The sequence below is a fragment of the Candidatus Proelusimicrobium volucris genome, assembly GCF_959605025.1.
GTDB lineage: Bacteria > Elusimicrobiota > Elusimicrobia > Elusimicrobiales > Elusimicrobiaceae > Proelusimicrobium > Proelusimicrobium volucris.
Genome location: NZ_CAUHCY010000008.1, coordinates 30,170 through 47,923 on the forward strand (window position 1 = coordinate 30,170; position 17,754 = coordinate 47,923).

The window sequence follows — 17,754 nt, forward strand, 5'->3', positions numbered from 1 at the left end:
TCATAAATATTATTAATCTGTTTATAAAACAACCGATATAGGCAAATTGTTTATTTCAGCACTTCAAAATTTACTTCGTATTTTTTTTCGTCGGTATCCAAGCGCAGTTTATACTTCCCGCTCTTAATCGGCCAAAAGCATTCTTTGCCGCGCGCGCACGGCAGTTTTTGCCCGTTCAAATACCAAATCCCGTCTTGCGAAGAACGGAATTTTATCTGCTGCGCCGCCAAATCCAATGAAGGGCTTTGCATAAAAACGTCGCCCTGCATCGGGAACAGTATCCCTTCCTGCGCGCCCAAGGCCGAAATTTTTTGGGACTGATGTTCCGTCTTTAAAAGAGCGCAATGCTCTTTTGGCAATTTATTTATGGGGAAAACTTCCCTAACGGAATTGGGGCATTCTTTGGATACTAGCATACCGCTTATCGGGCAAATATCCACGCGCGCCAAGGACGCTGGCATATCAAAAGAAGTATCGTCTTTAACTTTGGCGGAAGGATAATTCTCCTCCAAAAAGAGGGCTATATCCCTAAGTATCGGCGCGGCGCCCGTTATACCGGAAATGCGCCGCATTGGCGAGGCATCAAAATTACCCACCCATACCGCTATGGTAAAGCGCCGTCCGTAACCTGCGGCCCAGTTATCTTTGTAGTCTTTGGAAGTCCCCGTCTTGGCCGCGAAATCAAACGGCAAATTTAGCGGGGAATTAAGCCCGAAAGCCGCGGCGCGGGCATTGTTGTCGGACAAAATATCGGTAAGCATAAAGGCCGTTTCCCCGCTAAAGACCCTAACCGCGCGGCCCTCCTGCCTAATCTGTGGGTTTAAAGCGTAAGTCATCGGGCGCCATACCCCGTTATTTGCCAAAGCGCGGTAAGCGTTGGCAAGTTCCAACAAATTCACCTCGCCGTTGCCCAAAGCTATGCCAAGCCCGTAAAAATCCGCGCTTTTGTCCAGATCCGAAAAGCCGGCGCGCTTTAAAACTTCCAATACTTTAAAAGCGCCCACTTCCCCCGCAACTTGTACGGCGGGGATATTGTAGGAACAGGCAAGCGCTTCGCGCATTGTCGGCGTGCCGTGATAGTCCTCGTCATAGTTTTTTGGGCGGAAGGAACCTTGGAAGAATTTATCCTTATCTTCCACTTTATCGGAAGGCAAAAAGCCTTCCTCAAAAGCGGTACCGTAGACAAAAGGTTTTAAAGCCGAACCGGGCTGGCGCAAGGAAAGCGCGCCGTTTACCTGGCCGGAGTTTTTCTCGTCAAAGTAATCGGCCGAGCCTGCCATCGCCAAAACTTCGCCAGTCTTGTTATCCAGCACAACCGCCGCCGCATTTGTAACATTGTTCGCGCTTAAAGCCTTTATATAGCCGGGCAAAATGCCTTCTATATAGGCCTGTATTTTGCCGTCTATCGTACTTTGTATAAAAGCGGGACTCCCACCCGCTTTGTCTGCGACGAAAAGCCCGTAATGCGGCGCGGTAAACTTTTTATTTTGCTTCGATATTTGTATATTTTCCTCAAGCGCGAGCTTATAAAGCTCCTCGTTGATAAAACCGTTTTCCAACATGCGTTTAAGCACTTCATCGCGGCGTTTGACGGCCTCGGGCAGGTTCTTAAGAGGATTATAGCGCGTCGGAGATTTGATAAGCCCCGCCAAAAAAGCCGACTGCGACAGGGACAAACTCTCCGCGTTCGTATCGAAGTAAACCAAAGCGGCCGCGCCGACTCCGTATACATTCCCGCCGAAATTGACGGTATTTAAATAGGCCTGCAATATTTCCTCTTTGCTCATTTCCCGCTCAAGCATCGCCGCGGAATAGGCCTCTTTTATTTTACCCTTCAAATTGCGCTCTTTTGGCGATATGGCGTTTACCAGCTGCTGGGTTATCGTCGAAGCGCCCGACACCACCCTGCCAGCGTTTATGTTCTGCCATAAAGCTCTGGCGGAAGCCTTCAAATCCACCCCGCCGTGCTCGAAGAACCGCTTATCCTCCGCCGCCAATACCGAAAGGATAAGCCAAGGGTTTACATCTTGCAAATTGACGGGTATCATAATGCCGTCTTTACCAGAAAGTATATTTCTTAACGGGAGGAAATTTCTGTCCGTAACCGTAACGGAATTATCGGCGGGAAAAGCGGGCCGCGCCTGCGTAAACACGCAAGGCGCGGCGCAAAACAATGATAGTACAATTAAACCCGCTTTCTTTAAAAACATCTACTTTATCGTATACTCGCTTTGAGCGGTGCGGCCGTATACTTCCGGCCAATACATCGCGTTGACCCAAGCGGGCGGCACTTTAAACGCGCCGGAAGTCGAGGCCGTAACCGTATACTTAAACTTATATACGCCCTGCGGCATATAATCGGCGAAAGCGACGATACTGTCGTCATAAATCTCGCGCCTTATAAACGGATCGGCGCTTTGTTCTTCATCCTCGCCTCTAGGCTGGGGAACGATGCCTTCCGTCGCTAAAGTTTCGTCCACGATTTCAAAACCCGCGGGCAGATAATCCTGCAAAGCCACGAAAGTCCTGTCCTGGTCGGTCGATACGGTTATGATTATCTCCGCCCGTTCGCCTGCTTTAAGGTCTTTTTTCCCGCCCAGCGGCTTTATCTCTTTAGACACCCTGAAGCCAGCCGATACCGCACTCTTAAGAGACTGCGGATAATAAGACATTCCCAAACTGTAATATAGATTGCCCTCGCCCTCTTTGCCGACGTTTAACGCCACGTCGCGTTTGTCTTTGAAAAAATCCTTAAAATTCTTCTCAAACACGCCCGATTCCTGTTTGCGGCCTTTAAAAGAGACATCAAAAATATTTTTGCCGTCCTGTTTTAAGAACGCTTTGAAATCCGGCTCTTGGCTTTCGTTCTTGCGGTAATAGACGTTATAAGCCCTAATCGCGGCGGCATTGTTTAAAGTATTTCCGAAGCTGCCGTCCTCACTCAAAGAAGAATTAAGATAAGAAACCGCCTTGTAATCCTGCGGGAACGGTGCATTGGTCGAGAGCAAAGCCTCCAAAGCCAAAGCCGTAGCTCTTATATCGGAAGTATACAGCCAGGAATAAGCCGTCGGCGCCTGGAAGTATACGCCCCGTTCGGATACTCTGCCGTAGTTCATAATATCGGCGTAAAGCGCTTTGTAGGCGCTTTCCTGCTTCAATATATACGCCGCCTTAAACAGATATATTTTTGCTTCCAGCCCGAGGTTCTGGTTCTGGGCGTATACATTGCTGAAATGTCCGCCCGCGTTCGCGCCGCTTAAAGCCAAAGCGTAAACGGCGTAAGCGCGCAAAGTGCCGATTTCCAAAGAACCGTAAGCATAAGCTGATTTTTGGCTGCCAGACAAATATTGATTAAGCCAAGCGGAGGCTTTGTTTATAAGATCCTCGTCAACTTTAAACCCGTTTTCTTTGGCCGAAACCAATACGTCCACCGCGTAAGCCGTAACGAAAGGATCGGCCGAAAGCACATAGGGCCAATACGAGAACCCGCCCGAAGCCGTCTGATAAGCCACCAAAGCATCCATAATATCGGTAACTTTTTGGTTTATTTCTTCGGCGGAGGCTATTTTGAACAAAGTCAAAATATCTTTGCCCGAAGTATACAAAAGCAACTTTGAAAGGCGCTGTTCAAGGCAATCGTAAGGATAGTCTTTAAGGTATCTGGCCGCGCCCTGCGCGTTTAACAATACGCTGGAGGAGAACACCGCCCTTACGAAATTCTGCGAGTCCACCAAAGTATTGCTCGGCAGCTGCAGTTTTTGAGTTTGCTCGCCCTGCGTCATATCGGAAGTATACGCACTTTCCATACGCGAAATTTGTTTGACCGGGAGCGTAACCTCAAGCCCGTCATTATCCTTGGAAGAAGCCGCCTTAAACCCGAACACGGCCTTTTCGCCCGCGCCCGCAAGACACTGCCCTTCCACTTTAACGCTGCCGCCCGCGCCGATTTCCACTGTCTTGGGGGCGTCGGAGAGCAAGCTTACGGCACCGGAAACTTTCATCTCCGTTTCCACCTTCAAAGCGTCCTTATCGGTATAGTTATAAACTATAAAGCCGCAGGCGAATTTATCGCCCTGCCTGGCAAAACGCGGCAGGAACGGCTTTATCATCAAAGGCTTGGATACTTCTATCGAGCTTTGCGCTTTACCGAACTGCTCTTTAGTCGCCGATACAGCCATAAGCCTGAATTTGGTCAAATTATCGGGAGCTTTAAAACTTATCTCCCCGTTGCCCGCCTCGTTAGTCTGCAAAGAGGCCGCAAACAAAGGCGTAAAGACGAAATTGCTCCTCAAATCCACGCCGCCAAGTTTACTGTCGGATCCGCCGCCCCCTCTGTTCTCGCCTTTCTGGCCGAAACTCCTCTGCCCGATTATGAACAGCCTGTTGTCGGAAGTTTCCACCGCCAAAGGCCGTTTGGAATAAAAGTAATCGAAAGGATCGGGCGTTTCGTAGCCGCTTAAGGCGAGCATCGCCTCGTCCACCGCGAACACCGTTACGAAAGCGGGCGTACCCTTGCCCTTATAATCCTCCGTCCTAACGGTCAAATTGACCGTTTGGCCGGGGCGGTATTCCGAGCGTTCCGGCGTGATATAGGTCTTTAGTTCAAATTCTTTGGGCGGTACATTCAATACGGCATAGCCGAATTTAGCCTGCGGCTTGGATAAATCCTCGCCGTCTTTGGCGTATTTCTGCTCGTCCGCTCTGCCCTGTACCAGTACCACGCTGACAAAGGCGTTGGGGGCGTAATTTTCCCGAACCGGTATGCTCACCTTCGCAGCGCCGCCCTTTATAGTCTTTACGTAATGTTCCAATACACCCTCGCGCTCTACTGTTATAAGAGCTTTTGCCTTTTTGTAGGGCGACTTTATTAAAAGTTTCGCCTTAGAACCTATTTTATATTCGTCTTTGTCAAAGGATACCGAAAGCAAATCGTCGTCGGTTTGCTTCCAATAAGCGTCGCCTTCCGTCACGTAGAAGTAGAAATTGGTATAGTTTACGCGGCCCTGCTCGTCCTGCGCTTTTAAGGTAAGTATATAGCTGCCCGCTTTTTCCGGCGTAAAGCCCCACTGCGCTTTGCCGTCCGATGCCGTAATAGTAAAAGAGGATATGTCTTCTGTCTTAGCCTCGCTTACCCATTCCAAACGCCCAGCTACGCCCGTCTTGCGCACGCTGACATATTCGCGCCTTTTCAAATTGCCCTGTAAAATTGCGCCAGCGCGAAGTTTTCCCTCCGCGTTTACCGCGACTATATCGGCAGTGAAAGGCTTGCCGGCTTCCGTCATATTATCCCCGCTCTTTACACCTATAAAAATATCCGCGGGCAATACGCTTACACCTTTGCGCGCGAACAACTGCTGATTTTGCGGGCTTAATACTCCCGCCTGCACGTAAAGAAACGCGGAATAATTGAGAGAGGGCATCGTAAAATCAAAGGTTTTGGAGCCTTTCTCATCAAGCTCTATCTTGGAGGACAGCAAATCCTTGTTATTTTCCGTAACCTCTTGATGGAACGTATAACTTTCCCACCCGTTGGGAACATAGGCCGCGGGTATAAGATTAAACGATAAATCCACCGGCGCGCCGCCCAATGCGCCGCCGAACATATACCTCGCCCCGATTGAAAATACAGCCCGTTCGCCGGAATAATACTGCTTGGAAAGGGGCGTCAGGTTGACCTCAAACTCCGCCGGCTTGACGGCTTCCACCCTGAAAGACATTCCTTCCCACCAATCTCCGTTTTCCAAACTCACGTTCCAATAACCGCTGGGCGAAGATGACGGCAATTCGTATTCGTAATATAAGGTGGAATCTTTCTCGTTCAAAGAAACCTGTTTGTTAAGCACTTCCTTGCCCCTGGCGTCGCTTATCCTTAAACGGGCCTGCTTTATACCCGCATAATCAAATACGCCGTCTTTAAGCGAACGCACTATCGCCTTAATATGGACTTTCTCCCCTTGGCGATATATACCCCTATCGGTAAAGATGAAAGCCTTGAGCGGGCTTTGCGGAGGATTCCAATCGTAATTCAAATTGAAACGCCAAGGCTGTATGCCGTCGTTAAACTCGTTGGATACCACCGCCACGTCCTCGCCCCGCTTTACAAATACCCATAATCTGGGCGTGCGCCAAGAATCCTCGTTTACGGGCTTGAGTTCCGTCCAGCCGGGCGCAATCGCTATGCCGCGCTTGTCCGTAACGCCGCTCCACAAAACCTTGTTGGTCAAATCGCGGATTTCGACTTCCGCATTCTTTAACTCTTTGCCTTCTTTTAAATCCGCCGCCCATATCAATATGTTTGAAGGAGAACTCTTGAAGTTTACCCCGATGTCCGTAACGTTATCAAAAGCGCTCTGCCAGCAATCCTCGGAATAATAGTGTTTGTTTAATATCTGCGTAAAAACGAAACCGTATTTCTTACCGTTTAAAGCGGGCTCCAAATTGATAAAAGTGCTGACGGAAAGATTCTTCTCCAAATTCGGCGTGATTATATTGGAAAGGAAATCGCCTTTAAGTTCCCTCTTGCGGCACCAGGGCGCTTCGTCTTTATAAAAATCGATAAAATCTTCATAGGAAACATTCTGTTTTTCCACTTCTATGCCGCCGGCGTTTATCGCTTTTATCGGGTAGCGTACGGGCAGATAGCTTTCCAATACGCCAAAGCCTCCTTTGAAATCTATCTTGGGACAATAGCCTTCATTTGACCAAGTAAAAGTTACGTCCTTGCCCAAAGTATTGCCGAATATGTCGCGCAAATTCTTGCTTAAAGTTACTTTATAGCTTTGACCCGCTTTAAATTCAAGCCCGCAAAGCTCAACCCTGTAAACCTGCGTATTGCCCCCTTTTTCGTTCTGTACCGTTCTGGACCAGCCGCTACTGTCGGGATCGCACGGAGTATAGCTTAAAGGAGGATCAAAAGTTATGTTCTTTGCTATCTCGCCCGCCGTTACGGGATTGGTGAAATCCAACGACGGAGAAAACGGCAGACACTGCGCCTGCGGCTCGCCAGCCAAAGCCAAAGGTCCATAAGTATAGAACTTTATCGTTTTATCGGCTGACATACCCAAAGTGCCCACTTTGGCCAAAAGGCCCTTCTTCAAGACCAAATTGTATTCTTTGCCTTCTTCAAGGTTTACGGCAGGCTCGAAAACGTATACGCTTTCTTTGTTAAAACCGGAATATTGAAATTCTTTATTATAAAGTTCGTCGTCAATTTTGCTTATTTTTAAAGGAACGGATATATTGCCCTGCATAAGTTTGGCGTAAGAATAAATACGCCTTAAATCCAGTTCCATATTGAACACTACCATTATCTTAGGCCTTAGCGAAAGCCATCTCTCGCCGTCGTAAGGGCGGCTCGCGCGCACCGCCGGACGGGCCGTTTCGAACGACCAGCTGTACGCTTTGGCAAGTTTGCTGCCGTCTACCCCGCTTTTAAAACCGGCGGGCAGGGTTACGGTGTATTTCGTCGCGGTGGCAAGCGGTTTTGACGGAGTAAAAGTTAAAGTCTGAGTTCCGACCCAGCGGCAGGATCCTTCTACGGAGGGCCTGATCTTAAGAGGGCAGTTATCGCTCTCCTGCTGATTATCCCCGCTTAAAGAAGCGGCGGGCCTGTCAAACGTTACCGATATTACCCCATCGGCCAGCTGTTCGTTTAACTGGCCCATCGGTCGTTTCGATATTACGCTAAGCCCCGCGCTGTATGCGTTTGTCGCAAATAAAATAAATCCCAATAACAGAAAAGTAAACGGCCTTTTCATAAAATAACCTCCGCTAAGTTTGCTATACTTATTATATAGGTAATATATCATTTTAGGGAGGATTTATGTTGCTCGGTCCGATAAAAGCGTTGTACAATATGAAATTCTATTTGGAAAGCCTGGGTAAATCCGCTTGGAGAGCATTCTTCTTTGTGGTTTATATATCCGTAATAACAGTTGTTCTGACTTCATTGTTTTCGGTCATCTTTATGGGGCCGACCATATCCCAAACCGTCGATACGATGATTGACTATTTGCCGGAAATGGAAATTACCAACGGTAAAATAAAAGTAAATAACAATCAGCCCCTGACCATAAGCCCCGAAACCCTCGGAGGCTACAACATAGTTTTTGATACCGGCAGGACCGAACCCGTATACCCTACGGAGATGAGAACCTCCGGCACCTTACTCTTAATAAGCGCGGACAAGGTTTACTTCTCTTTGCAGGACCGCTTCCAAGAATCGCAAATACCGGCCGACATTAACGCCAATATCGACCGCGAAACTTTAAACGCCTCCAAAGAGCCCGTCGCCAATATGGCCATGGGCGTAATACTGGCCTTTATGCTTTTGGCGCAGATATTCAGGATCCCGTTCATGCTGCTTTTGGCTTTTGTGGTGGTGCTGGTCTTAGGCAGAACTATGCGCGTGCCGACAAAAAGCGGCGACAACTTCAAAATCGCCTGCTATATCCAAGCGCCAGCCCTGCTTATCTATTTGATAAGCTACTTTACGCCTATTCCAGGCTTTTTGGTCGGCTTCGCCTATTTGGCGGTATTCGTAATATACGGCCAAATCATCTTTAACGCCAAAAGACTGCAGGATCTGCCCGAAGAACCGGAACAATCCTTGCCGCAAAACACCGAAAACAATGAGGAACAATCCTCTTCGGACTAAGGAAAAAATGATTCTGAGAATAATTAGAAAATTCAGTTCGGCGCATCGCCTTCCCAATTATCAAGGCGATTGCGCCAACCTGCACGGCCATACCTGGAAAGCGGTATTTGAAATCGAGGGGCCGATCCGCTCCGACGGTATGGTATACGATTTTAAACTGCTCAAGCCTATGCTTGATTCCGTTTTGCCGGACCATAAATTCCTAAACGATTTCTTCCCCAACCCCACGGCGGAAAATCTTTGCCAAGCCATTTTCGACAAAACCGCAAAAATGCTTGCAGAAAAAGGCCTGACATTAAAGACCTTGGAAATATGGGAAAATGAGGACTGCGCAAGTGTCGTCAGAGTGCCTTAACATTAACGAAATTTTCTACTCCATACAAGGCGAAGGCCCCTATACCGGCTGCGCCGCCGTTTTTGTGCGCCTGGCGGGCTGTACAATGGGCTGCTCTTGGTGCGATACAAAATACGCCGCGCAGACAAATATGCGCCTGGCGCCGCAGTCGATTTTAGACGAAATCAAAAAATACAACTGCCCCAGAATAGTCATCACTGGCGGAGAACCCTGCGAACAGCAAATAACCCCGCTTTTGGATTTACTTCATTCAAACGGATTTGAAATACATATTGAAACGAACGGTTCAATAAATATTGATACTCAAAAAGTAAAATGTCTAACCGTTTCGCCAAAAAGAAATCCGCACCCGGAAATGCTTAAAAAAGCCGATGCGATAAAATGCGTAGTAGACGATAATCCGCAAAGCTCCAGCCAAGCGCTTGATTATCAGAAATATCTTAAAAACGGCGCAACGCTTTTTATTCAGCCCGAAGGAAACAAAAAGGAGAATCTTATAAAATGCCTAGAACTAATAAAACAAAATCCGCAAATAAGGTTAAGCGTGCAGCTTCACAAGCTGATAGACGTAAAATAAGCGAAGAGGAAATAAGCCAAAGCATTAAAAATATGCTCGCCTACATCGGCGACGACCCCGAGCGCGAAGGCCTTAAGGAAACCCCAAAACGCATTATAAAAAGCTGGGGAAAGCTTTTCAGCGGATACAATCAAAAGCCAGAAAGCGTGTTAAAAACTTTTACGGAAGGTTCCTGCGATGAAATGGTAATCCTTAAGAACATAGAGTTTTACAGCACCTGCGAACATCATTTCCTCCCCTTCTTCGGGACTATCAGCATAGGATATCTGCCAAATAAGAGAGTTTTGGGCATTTCCAAATTAGCGCGCCTTGTAGAGATTTACTCCAGAAGGCTGCAAATACAGGAAAAGCTCGTCGCGCAAATTGCCGACAGCCTTATGGAACACCTCCACCCGCTGGGAGTTATGGTCGTATGCAAAGCAAAACACATGTGCATCTGCGCCAGAGGCGTGGAAAAAAATCAGGCCGAAATGATTACCAGCGCACTCAGAGGCGCTTTCAACAAGCCTGAAGTCCGCCAGGAATTTTTGCAGTTCGTACAAAATGTCTGAAACTAAAAAGCCCTTAATTATGGGCATACTTAACGTTACGCCCGATTCCTTCTTTGACGGCGGCAGATATGCGGATTTGCCCGCGGTTCTCGCTCGGGCCGAACAAATCCTGCAAGAAGGCGCCGATATCTTGGACATCGGCGGGGAATCCACCCGCCCCGGCGCCGCCAAAGTACAAAGCGCGGAGGAAACAAAACGCGTACTGCCGGCGATAAGAGAAATCAAAAAACATTACCCAAACGCCGTTATATCCGTCGATACTTACCACTATGAAACGGCCCTCGCCGCCTTGCGGGAAGGCGCCCAAATAATAAACGACATCAGCGGCCTTAAAGATTTGCGCCTGGCCGATTTGGCCGCCCAATATGGCGCAAAACTGGTAATAATGCATATAAAGGGTATGCCCGATACTATGCAAAACTTCTGCGACTACAAAGATATTTTTAAGGAGATTTCTTCTTTCTTTGAACAGAAAATCGCCCTTGCCCAAGAGCATGGCGTAAACAAAGAAAACATAATATTGGATATCGGCTTGGGTTTTGCAAAAACAAGAGAACAAAATTGGCTCCTTTTGGAAAATATCTCCCGTTTCAAGGATTTGGGCTTTCCTTTGCTTATAGGAGCCTCACGCAAATCCTTTACCGACAAATCCCTTGAAATATCCCTTAAATGCGCCCAAATGGCCGCGAGGCAAGGCGCCTCATACCTTAGAGTACACGACGTAAAAGAAACCGTTTCAGCTTTGGAGGAAGTTTATGCCAAATAAAAATTTTTCCATAACCGTAAGCTCGGCTTTCGGGGCTTTTCACTCCCACGACAAAACGCTTAGCGAGCCGCTCCACCGCCACGATTTTAAATATGATATAACCCTCCGCGCACCTCTTAACGAGGAAGGTTATATAGAAGACTTCCGAAAGGTGGAAGATCTGCTCAAAAAAATAAACGTAAAACTTGAAGGCCGCAGCCTAAACGAAATTCTGCCCCTTCCCACAACGGAAAATTTGGCCTATTATATATTTAGGGAAGTAAAGAAAGTTTTCCCTTCGGCTGTAAGAATAACCCTTAGGGAAAAGGAAAATTATTCGGCCTCTTATGAAGAATCATAAAACCGTTTATATAGCTTTCGGGGCAAATAAAGGCGACGCTAAAGGAAATATCCTTAAAGCGTTGCAGGGCCTTTCCGCCTTTTGCCGCGTATGCCAAATATCCCCGCTTTATTTAAGCAAACCCGAAGGTTTTTTGGAGCAGGAAGACTTCATCAACGGCGCGCTTGAAGCCAAAACCGATTTATCGCCGATACAGCTATTAGCCTCTTTAAAGGAAATAGAAACTCGTCTCGGCCGCCAAAAGAGCTTCCGCGACGCGCCGCGCGAAATAGATTTGGATATTATTTTCTACGATAATGAAATCGTAACTTTCCCCCAGCTTTACATTCCTCATCAGTCTTTTAGAAAAAGGGAATTCGTCCTGCTGCCGCTAAAACAAATCGCGCCCGATTTTATAGATCCCGTATCGGGCAAAAGCATAGCCCTGCTTTATGAGGAGCTTATGGCAGAAAAAAAGGAAAGCACGGTAACAAAACTTTCCGACACTTTGGCCTTGGCTATTTCATAATGCGGCAATTACGCACATTTTAAGCCTTAGTGAATATTCTATTTTCTACGCTCAAAAAAAACGCACGGCGGCTGATAATGCCTCGCGCGCCAAACAGTAAAAAACCTTTTAATGTTTTATCGGCAGAATTATCCAAAAAGTTGCCCCCGCGCCGCGCCCCGCGCTGTCGGCACCGATAAGGCCGCCGTGTATCGTTACAATCTCATCGGCTATCGACAAGCCCAAACCCCAGCCTTGCTTCTTAAAATCGTCCTCGATAAAATCCGACTGCTGAAATTTGTCGAATATTTTCGTCCTATCGGTATGAGTAATGCCTAATCCGTCATCGCGTATCAAGGTCTTTACCATATTGTCTTCAATGGAATACTTTATTTCGACATTACCGCCAGCCGCCGTAAATTTTAAGGCATTGTTAAGCAAATTGTTAAATACCTGCCCTAAGCGGAATCTGTCAGCTTCTATCATTATCTTTTCGGGATAATCTATCAGGTGCATATCAATATCCTTGCGGGCGGCCACTCCCCGGTACTGATTGAATATTTCCTCGATAAGATCGTTAAACACAAATTTAGAAAAATTTAATTTTATCCGCCCGTATTCCACCGCAGACACGTCCGCCAAATCGTTCGTCAATCTCTCAATATTGAGGGCGGCTTTGTCTATATTGTCCAGTATACTCCGGTCCTCTTCTTTGATATTCTCCCTTAAAAGCGAGGAGTACCCGTTAAGCAGTGTCAGGGGTTGTTTCAAATCGTGGGCAACAACGGAAACGAACTTCGAACGCATATCGTTTATCCGTTCAAGATCTTCTTTCTGCTGTACCATATCCATTAAATTGCGGGTCAGCGCCTTTATTCTCTTGTTCAAATCGCCGATACTGGCCCGTTCCGCATGGAGGGCCAGCTGCTTTCTTATCAATAGATAAAGCAGGAAACAGGCAAGGAAAAAGAAGAACAATGCCAATATTAATGTAACCGTGGTGTATTTATCCATAACTCTATATTAACAAAATTATTTTATTTTGGAGAATATTATTTGCTTTTCTCTTTCCCCAAGGCCGCCTTCCCTTATTATCTTAGGCGGGCAAACGCTTAAATCCGCTACGCACGAAGAGGCGGCTTTCAGAAATCCGCCCTTTATTATTATATCGGCCTTTCCGGAGAAAATGTCAAGTATGTCCTCCTCCCGCTCCAGTGTGGGCAGGCTGTGCATATTCGCACTGCTGGCGTATAAAGGCGCGCCCATAACCCCAAACAGATCCGCCATAAACCCGCCCGCCGGCACGCGCAATCCCACGGTATTTAGGCCGCTTAAAACTTTCCCTTCCGGGGAAGCTGGCAAGATCGCCGTCAAAGGCTTGGGCCAAATTCCAAGCGCGGCGTCGAGCGCGGGGCCGGGCAAAGCCAAAACCCGAGCCTGCGCCTTGGTGCAAAGTATTTGAGCGGGCTTGTCTGGCGGATTTTCTTTAAGGGCGTTTAAAGCCCCCAAATATTCCCGTTTGGCGCATACCACCACTCCGTAAACCGTATCGGTAGGCAAGACAGCCGTCTTACCAGAAAGCAAAGCCTCTGCCAAAAATGCCGTCTCAGATCTGCCGAAAGTTTTTAAATCGAATATTTTGGTATCAGTCATCATCTTCTTCCGTGAGCTCGCCTCCGCCCGACAGTATCAAAACAAACTCGCCCAGTATTTTCTTGCGGGAGGACAAATCCCCCCACACTTCGCTTACGCTGCCGCTTATGTATTCCTCAAAAGTTTTGCTGAGCTCTCTTGCCGCTACGGCTTGGATATTGGGGCCGATTTCGTTTTTTATTATTTCCAAAAGTTTCACTATTCTGTAAGGGGACTCATATATTATTACCGGTTTTTGCAAAGCCAAGGCCGCTTTGACGGTTTTAACTATCTTGCCCGGCTTTCTGGGCATAAAACCCAAGAAAGTAAAGCCTCCGCCGCCAATGCCTGCCCCGCTTAAAGCGCAAGCCGCCGCGCTTGGGCCCGGCAAAGCCGTTACTTTTACGCCAGCTTTCCGCGCGGCTTTGACGAGCTTCCAACCAGGGTCGGACACGCAAGGCGTGCCCGCGTCGGAAACTAGCGCACAGTTCTTGCCCTCTTTAAGAAGAGCAAGCAAACCCTTTATGGAATTTTCGTCGTTTTCGTTATATCTTAAAGTCCTTACGTTTATCCCGTACGAACTAAGGAGTTTGCCCGTTTGGCGGGTATCCTCGCAAAGAATAAAATCCGCGTTTTTAAGAGTATCTAAAGCGCGCAGGGTTATATCCTGCAAATTGCCTATCGGCGTAGGTACGATGTAGAGCATAATTTATTGTATCAAATAGACGGGCTTATTTTATAAAATATATTAATAAAATAATATTTTTTCTTTTGACGGAGGAAGCAGTTAGGTAAATGTTCAAAATAAAAATTAACACCACTGTAATATTGGCCGTAATAATAGTACTGACGGCCTTATGCACATGGTTCATACCCGCGGGCAGCTACGACAAACAGATTGTCGACGGAAGGCAAATACTTGTAGAAGGCTCTTTTCACTATATAGACAAATCGCCTCAATCTTTATTCGACGTGCTAAAAGCGCCTATGCAGTCTTTTGCGCGCTCTACCACGGCCGAGATTATGGCTTTCCTTTTGATAATAGGCGGCGCGTTTATGATTATAGAGAAAACAGGCGCGATAACCGCCGCGATAAAACGTGCCAGCACAGTTTTTATGCGCCATCCGAGTTTAAGGGCATTGTATATTCCCGTAACGATGACACTGTTCTCTTTGGGCGGGGCAACGTTCGGAATGTCGGAAGAGGTGTTAATTTTTATCCCGATATTCATACCGCTTTCCATATCGCTTAAATACGATTCTTTGGTAGGCATATCGGTTCCGTTTTTAGGCGCTTCGGCGGGCTTTGCCGGCGCTTTTATGAATCCGTTTACTTTGGGCATAGCACAAGGCATAGCGCAGCTGCCTCTATATTCCGGTATCGGGCTTAGGACGATAATCTGGGCCTGCGCGACGATTATCGCAATAGTATTCGTAATGCTCTACGCCAGAAAGATAGAAAAGGACCCGAAAGCCAGCCTGACTTATGACTTCGACCGTGAGAAAATCAAAGAGCTTAATTTGGACAAACAGAGCATGGAACCTTTTACCAAGCGTCACTTTTGGGTGCTTTTCGCTTTTGCCGCCACGATGGTCTGGCTGGTGGTGGGAGTACTTAAGTACGAATGGTACATAGTGGAAATCGGCGCGCTGTTCTTGGGTTTGGCTGCGGTTGCGGCGTTTTTGGGCGGGCTTAAAGTGAGCGAGGCCACCTCCGCTTTTTACGAAGGCGTAAAGAGTATGGCTGAGATAGTTTTCCTGCTGGCTTTGGCCACAGCCATCATCATAATAGCGGAAAACGGCCATATCTTGGATACGATACTGCATTTTATGGCGGGCATAATATCGCATTTAAATTCGACGATAGCCTCTTGGGCGGCATTCATAATGCAGGCGGCAATAAACTTCTTTATACCTTCGGGCTCGAGCAAAGCCGTATTGACCATGCCGATTTTGGCGCCGCTTTCGGACCTTATCGGCATATCCCGCCAGACTATGATATTGGCCTATCAGTTCGGCGACGGCTGGACGAATGTATGTATCCCCACCAGCGCGGTGGTAATAGGCGTAATCGGCATGGCGAAGTTATCCTTCCAGAAATGGTTCAGGTTCGTCATACCTTTGGTGGGAGTATGGTTTGCGATGTCCTTCATATTTTTGGCGATAGCAAATTACATAAATTGGCAGTAATATATGCGGTGGCTTAAAAGCCCCCGCGGTTTTATATGTTCAAACCCCAAATAAATATCCTGGAAATTATAACAGCGGCGGACATAGCGGTATTCGTACTAGTCCTGCTTTTGACGGTGGCCGCGGTGCTTTACGGGCAAAGCCTTCGCAAAAAAAGCGGCAGTATTATGCTCGACTATATGCTTATGGGCAGGCGCCTTACTTTGCCGCTTTTCGTGGCGACTTTGGTCGCAAGCTGGTATGGCGGGATATTCGGCGTGAACGAAATAACTTTCAATTACGGGATATACAATTTTGTCACACAGGGTTTGTTTTGGTACGCCGCTTACATAATATTCGCTTTGTTTTTGGTAAAGAAGGTAAAGCAATATCAAAGCGTAACGATACCCGATTTGGTGGGTAAGATGTTCGGGCCGAAATCGGCCAAGACGGCGGCGGTATTTACGTTTTTTAATATATTGCCGATAAGCTACGTGCTCAGCTTAGGGATATTTTTGAATTTAATTTTCTCCGTACCCGTAATATGGGGCATGGTAATAGGGACTGTTTTCGTTTCGCTCTACTGCGCTTGGGGCGGATTTAGGGCGGTGGTGTTTTCCGACGCGGTGCAGTTTACGGCAATGTGCTTGGCGGTATTGATAGTATTGATATACTCTTTATGTACATTCGGCGGTTTGGATTTTTTGACGGCTAATCTCCCGCCGAGCCATTTCTCCCTTACCGGCGGCAACGGATGGCTAAACACTCTTATTTGGGGCGCGATAGCTTTGGCCACTTTGGTGGATCCCTCATTTTATCAGCGGTGTTTTGCGGCCAAGGACGTCAAAACCGCACGCAGCGGCATATTGATATGCACTCTAATTTGGTTTTGTTTCGATATTTGCACCACGTCCGGCGCGCTGTACGCGCGGGCTTTACTGCCAGATGCCCAGGCCTCACACGCGTATTTCCTCTACGCCGTACAGCTTTTGCCCTCGGGCCTGAGGGGTTTTTTTATCGCGGGGATACTGGCGGTGATACTCTCTACTTTGGATTCCTTTTTGTTCATAGCGTCAAATACGGTGGTTTACGATTTATTCAAAAACAAGTTCAAGAATAAACTTATAGCTAATCAGGTTTCATTTTTTCTCATAGCGGCTTTGGCGATAGCGCTTGCGGTATTTTTTGAGGGGAACTTCAGAAAGATCTGGTTTACCATGGGTTCTTATATGTCGGCCTGTCTGCTGATACCTATGCTGGCGGGCTACATTTGGCCCGGCACTATAAAGGATAAAGTGTTTACTTTTTCCGCTTTATTTTCCGCGCTCGCGATAACCGTATGGGACCTTTTGCCGAAAAGCGGTTTTGCGGCGCAAGTGGACGGATTTTATATCGGAATTATCTTAAATTTAGTTATAATAGGTTTTAATATAGTTAAGGTAAAATATGCGCGAGATTGATTCCATTTTAATAATAGCGGGCGCAAAATCCGCAGGGAAGATATTTTTAAGACGGGAAGCTAAATCCCACGATTTTGTTTTGGCTTTGGACGGCGGGGCGGATACCGCCTTAAAAGCGGGCATATTGCCCGATATGGCGCTTGGCGATTTGGATTCGATATCGCAAGAAGCAAAAAAAGAACTCGGCCCCCGGAGATTATTTAAAATATCCCGCCAAGACAATACCGACCTGGAAAAAGGCCTCTCTTTCTGCAAAGTCGTCAAACCCAAGCGCATTACGGTAACTTGTATGACGGGCGGACGATTGGATTTTACTTTAAGCAATTTTTCTTCTCTATTCGGCGCGGTTGAAAATTTTAATATAGAAGTCAAATCCCCTAAATGGCGGATATATCCCATAGAATCTTCCCGCCGCTTTAACGCTCAAAAAGGCGCCGTAGTCAGCCTTATCCCCTTTAGCGACATAGAAGCCTTAACTCTTAAAGGCCTTAAATACGGGCTGAAAAACGCTCAATTAAAAGTGGGGCAAAGCGCGGTAAGCAATATAGCCAAAAACAAAGATTTTTCCGTAGAATTTAAAAAAGGCAAATTGCTGGTAATGATTTATAATTTGTAACTATTATCTATCCATAAAAAAGCCCGCCGAAATAGGCGGGCTTTCCCGATAAAATCATAAGTCTAACAAAGTTTATCCTCTGGAAACATTAAGATTATGTTTCAGTTTGAACTTCTCATAATCGTTAAGATTAAGATTCTGTATT

At 47.0% G+C, this 17,754-nt stretch carries 15 protein-coding genes; 10 read left to right on the plus strand and 5 right to left on the minus strand.

The features are described from left to right. Positions 1 to 50 precede the first annotated feature (50 nt). Together pbpC and ACQY3M_RS06955 are read right to left on the minus strand one after the other, a co-directional pair. The gene (gene pbpC / locus ACQY3M_RS06950; RefSeq protein WP_428067040.1) at positions 51 to 2,210 is read right to left on the minus strand and encodes a penicillin-binding protein 1C; all 2,160 of its coding nucleotides are present in this window, start codon (positions 2,208 to 2,210) and stop codon (positions 51 to 53) included. Continuing rightward, a complete protein-coding gene (locus ACQY3M_RS06955) occupies positions 2,211 to 7,757 on the minus strand; it encodes an alpha-2-macroglobulin family protein (RefSeq protein ID WP_428067042.1) in 5,547 nt (1,848 codons plus the stop codon). It lies immediately after the preceding gene. Positions 7,758 to 7,822: 65 nt separating this feature from the next. Between ACQY3M_RS06955 and ACQY3M_RS06960 the strand changes: the two genes are divergently transcribed. Genes ACQY3M_RS06960 through folK form a run of 7 tightly spaced genes read left to right on the plus strand, consistent with a single transcriptional unit; the run spans position 7,823 to position 11,753 of the window. Next, positions 7,823 to 8,656, plus strand: coding sequence for a DUF1189 family protein (locus tag ACQY3M_RS06960; protein WP_428067043.1), 834 nt, complete (start codon positions 7,823 to 7,825; stop codon positions 8,654 to 8,656). A 7-nt stretch (positions 8,657 to 8,663) separates the two neighbouring features. After that, complete coding sequence (locus tag ACQY3M_RS06965) at positions 8,664 to 9,011, plus strand: 6-pyruvoyl trahydropterin synthase family protein (RefSeq protein WP_428067045.1); 348 nt, start codon at positions 8,664 to 8,666, stop codon at positions 9,009 to 9,011. Further along, the gene (locus ACQY3M_RS06970) at positions 8,977 to 9,588 is read left to right on the plus strand and encodes a 7-carboxy-7-deazaguanine synthase QueE (RefSeq protein WP_428067047.1); all 612 of its coding nucleotides are present in this window, start codon (positions 8,977 to 8,979) and stop codon (positions 9,586 to 9,588) included. The genes ACQY3M_RS06965 and ACQY3M_RS06970 overlap by 35 nt, the downstream gene beginning before the upstream one ends. An 11-nt stretch (positions 9,589 to 9,599) precedes the next feature. Next, complete coding sequence (gene folE / locus ACQY3M_RS06975; RefSeq protein ID WP_428067064.1) at positions 9,600 to 10,139, plus strand: GTP cyclohydrolase I FolE; 540 nt, start codon at positions 9,600 to 9,602, stop codon at positions 10,137 to 10,139. After that, on the plus strand, positions 10,132 to 10,905 hold the full coding sequence (folP, locus tag ACQY3M_RS06980; protein ID WP_428067049.1) for a dihydropteroate synthase: 774 nt from the start codon (positions 10,132 to 10,134) through the stop codon (positions 10,903 to 10,905). The genes folE and folP overlap by 8 nt, the downstream gene beginning before the upstream one ends. Then, positions 10,895 to 11,245, plus strand: a complete 351-nt coding sequence (locus ACQY3M_RS06985; RefSeq protein ID WP_428067051.1) for a 6-pyruvoyl trahydropterin synthase family protein — start codon at positions 10,895 to 10,897, stop codon at positions 11,243 to 11,245. Before folP ends, ACQY3M_RS06985 begins: the two co-directional genes overlap by 11 nt. Beyond that, positions 11,232 to 11,753 (plus strand): 2-amino-4-hydroxy-6-hydroxymethyldihydropteridine diphosphokinase, encoded by a 522-nt coding sequence (gene folK, locus ACQY3M_RS06990; protein ID WP_428067053.1) that lies wholly within the window; start codon positions 11,232 to 11,234, stop codon positions 11,751 to 11,753. Before ACQY3M_RS06985 ends, folK begins: the two co-directional genes overlap by 14 nt. A 108-nt stretch (positions 11,754 to 11,861) precedes the next feature. On the opposite strand, the gene ACQY3M_RS06995 is transcribed toward folK, so the two are convergent. The 3 genes from ACQY3M_RS06995 to rsmI are packed head-to-tail and all read right to left on the minus strand — an operon-like array spanning position 11,862 to position 14,070. Continuing rightward, complete coding sequence (locus tag ACQY3M_RS06995; protein WP_428067055.1) at positions 11,862 to 12,746, minus strand: sensor histidine kinase; 885 nt, start codon at positions 12,744 to 12,746, stop codon at positions 11,862 to 11,864. Between the two features lie 18 nt (positions 12,747 to 12,764). After that, positions 12,765 to 13,385 carry an L-threonylcarbamoyladenylate synthase gene (locus tag ACQY3M_RS07000; RefSeq protein WP_428067056.1) on the minus strand — a complete coding sequence of 207 codons (621 nt, stop codon included), beginning with the start codon at positions 13,383 to 13,385 and terminating at the stop codon, positions 12,765 to 12,767. Then, positions 13,378 to 14,070 carry a 16S rRNA (cytidine(1402)-2'-O)-methyltransferase gene (rsmI, locus tag ACQY3M_RS07005; protein WP_428067057.1) on the minus strand — a complete coding sequence of 231 codons (693 nt, stop codon included), beginning with the start codon at positions 14,068 to 14,070 and terminating at the stop codon, positions 13,378 to 13,380. Before rsmI ends, ACQY3M_RS07000 begins: the two co-directional genes overlap by 8 nt. An 89-nt stretch (positions 14,071 to 14,159) precedes the next feature. Between rsmI and ACQY3M_RS07010 the strand changes: the two genes are divergently transcribed. From ACQY3M_RS07010 to ACQY3M_RS07020, 3 genes are read left to right on the plus strand one after another with little or no spacing between them, the layout of a single operon-like run. Next, on the plus strand, positions 14,160 to 15,554 hold the full coding sequence (locus ACQY3M_RS07010; RefSeq protein WP_428067059.1) for a YfcC family protein: 1,395 nt from the start codon (positions 14,160 to 14,162) through the stop codon (positions 15,552 to 15,554). Between the two features lie 35 nt (positions 15,555 to 15,589). Further along, entirely contained in the window at positions 15,590 to 16,993 is a 1,404-nt protein-coding gene (locus ACQY3M_RS07015; RefSeq protein WP_428067061.1) for a sodium:solute symporter family protein, read from the plus strand. Next, on the plus strand, positions 16,980 to 17,609 hold the full coding sequence (locus tag ACQY3M_RS07020; RefSeq protein WP_428067063.1) for a thiamine diphosphokinase: 630 nt from the start codon (positions 16,980 to 16,982) through the stop codon (positions 17,607 to 17,609). The genes ACQY3M_RS07015 and ACQY3M_RS07020 overlap by 14 nt, the downstream gene beginning before the upstream one ends. The last annotated feature ends 145 nt before the right edge of the window (positions 17,610 to 17,754 follow it).

Excerpts from the sequence above, each read along its gene's own strand:
- rsmI (WP_428067057.1), bottom strand. The coding sequence starts at position 14,070 with ATGCTCTACATCGTACCTACGCCGATAGGCAATTTGCAGGATATAACC.
- pbpC (WP_428067040.1), bottom strand. The coding sequence starts at position 2,210 with ATGTTTTTAAAGAAAGCGGGTTTAATTGTACTATCATTGTTTTGCGCC.
- ACQY3M_RS06985 (WP_428067051.1), top strand. The coding sequence starts at position 10,895 with ATGCCAAATAAAAATTTTTCCATAACCGTAAGCTCGGCTTTCGGGGCT.
- ACQY3M_RS07010 (WP_428067059.1), top strand. The coding sequence starts at position 14,160 with ATGTTCAAAATAAAAATTAACACCACTGTAATATTGGCCGTAATAATA.
- ACQY3M_RS06965 (WP_428067045.1), top strand. The coding sequence starts at position 8,664 with ATGATTCTGAGAATAATTAGAAAATTCAGTTCGGCGCATCGCCTTCCC.
- ACQY3M_RS07000 (WP_428067056.1), bottom strand. The coding sequence starts at position 13,385 with ATGACTGATACCAAAATATTCGATTTAAAAACTTTCGGCAGATCTGAG.
- ACQY3M_RS06960 (WP_428067043.1), top strand. The coding sequence starts at position 7,823 with ATGTTGCTCGGTCCGATAAAAGCGTTGTACAATATGAAATTCTATTTG.
- folP (WP_428067049.1), top strand. The coding sequence starts at position 10,132 with ATGTCTGAAACTAAAAAGCCCTTAATTATGGGCATACTTAACGTTACG.
- ACQY3M_RS07015 (WP_428067061.1), top strand. The coding sequence starts at position 15,590 with ATGTTCAAACCCCAAATAAATATCCTGGAAATTATAACAGCGGCGGAC.
- ACQY3M_RS07020 (WP_428067063.1), top strand. The coding sequence starts at position 16,980 with ATGCGCGAGATTGATTCCATTTTAATAATAGCGGGCGCAAAATCCGCA.
- ACQY3M_RS06955 (WP_428067042.1), bottom strand. The coding sequence starts at position 7,757 with ATGAAAAGGCCGTTTACTTTTCTGTTATTGGGATTTATTTTATTTGCG.
- ACQY3M_RS06995 (WP_428067055.1), bottom strand. The coding sequence starts at position 12,746 with ATGGATAAATACACCACGGTTACATTAATATTGGCATTGTTCTTCTTT.
- folK (WP_428067053.1), top strand. The coding sequence starts at position 11,232 with ATGAAGAATCATAAAACCGTTTATATAGCTTTCGGGGCAAATAAAGGC.
- ACQY3M_RS06970 (WP_428067047.1), top strand. The coding sequence starts at position 8,977 with ATGAGGACTGCGCAAGTGTCGTCAGAGTGCCTTAACATTAACGAAATT.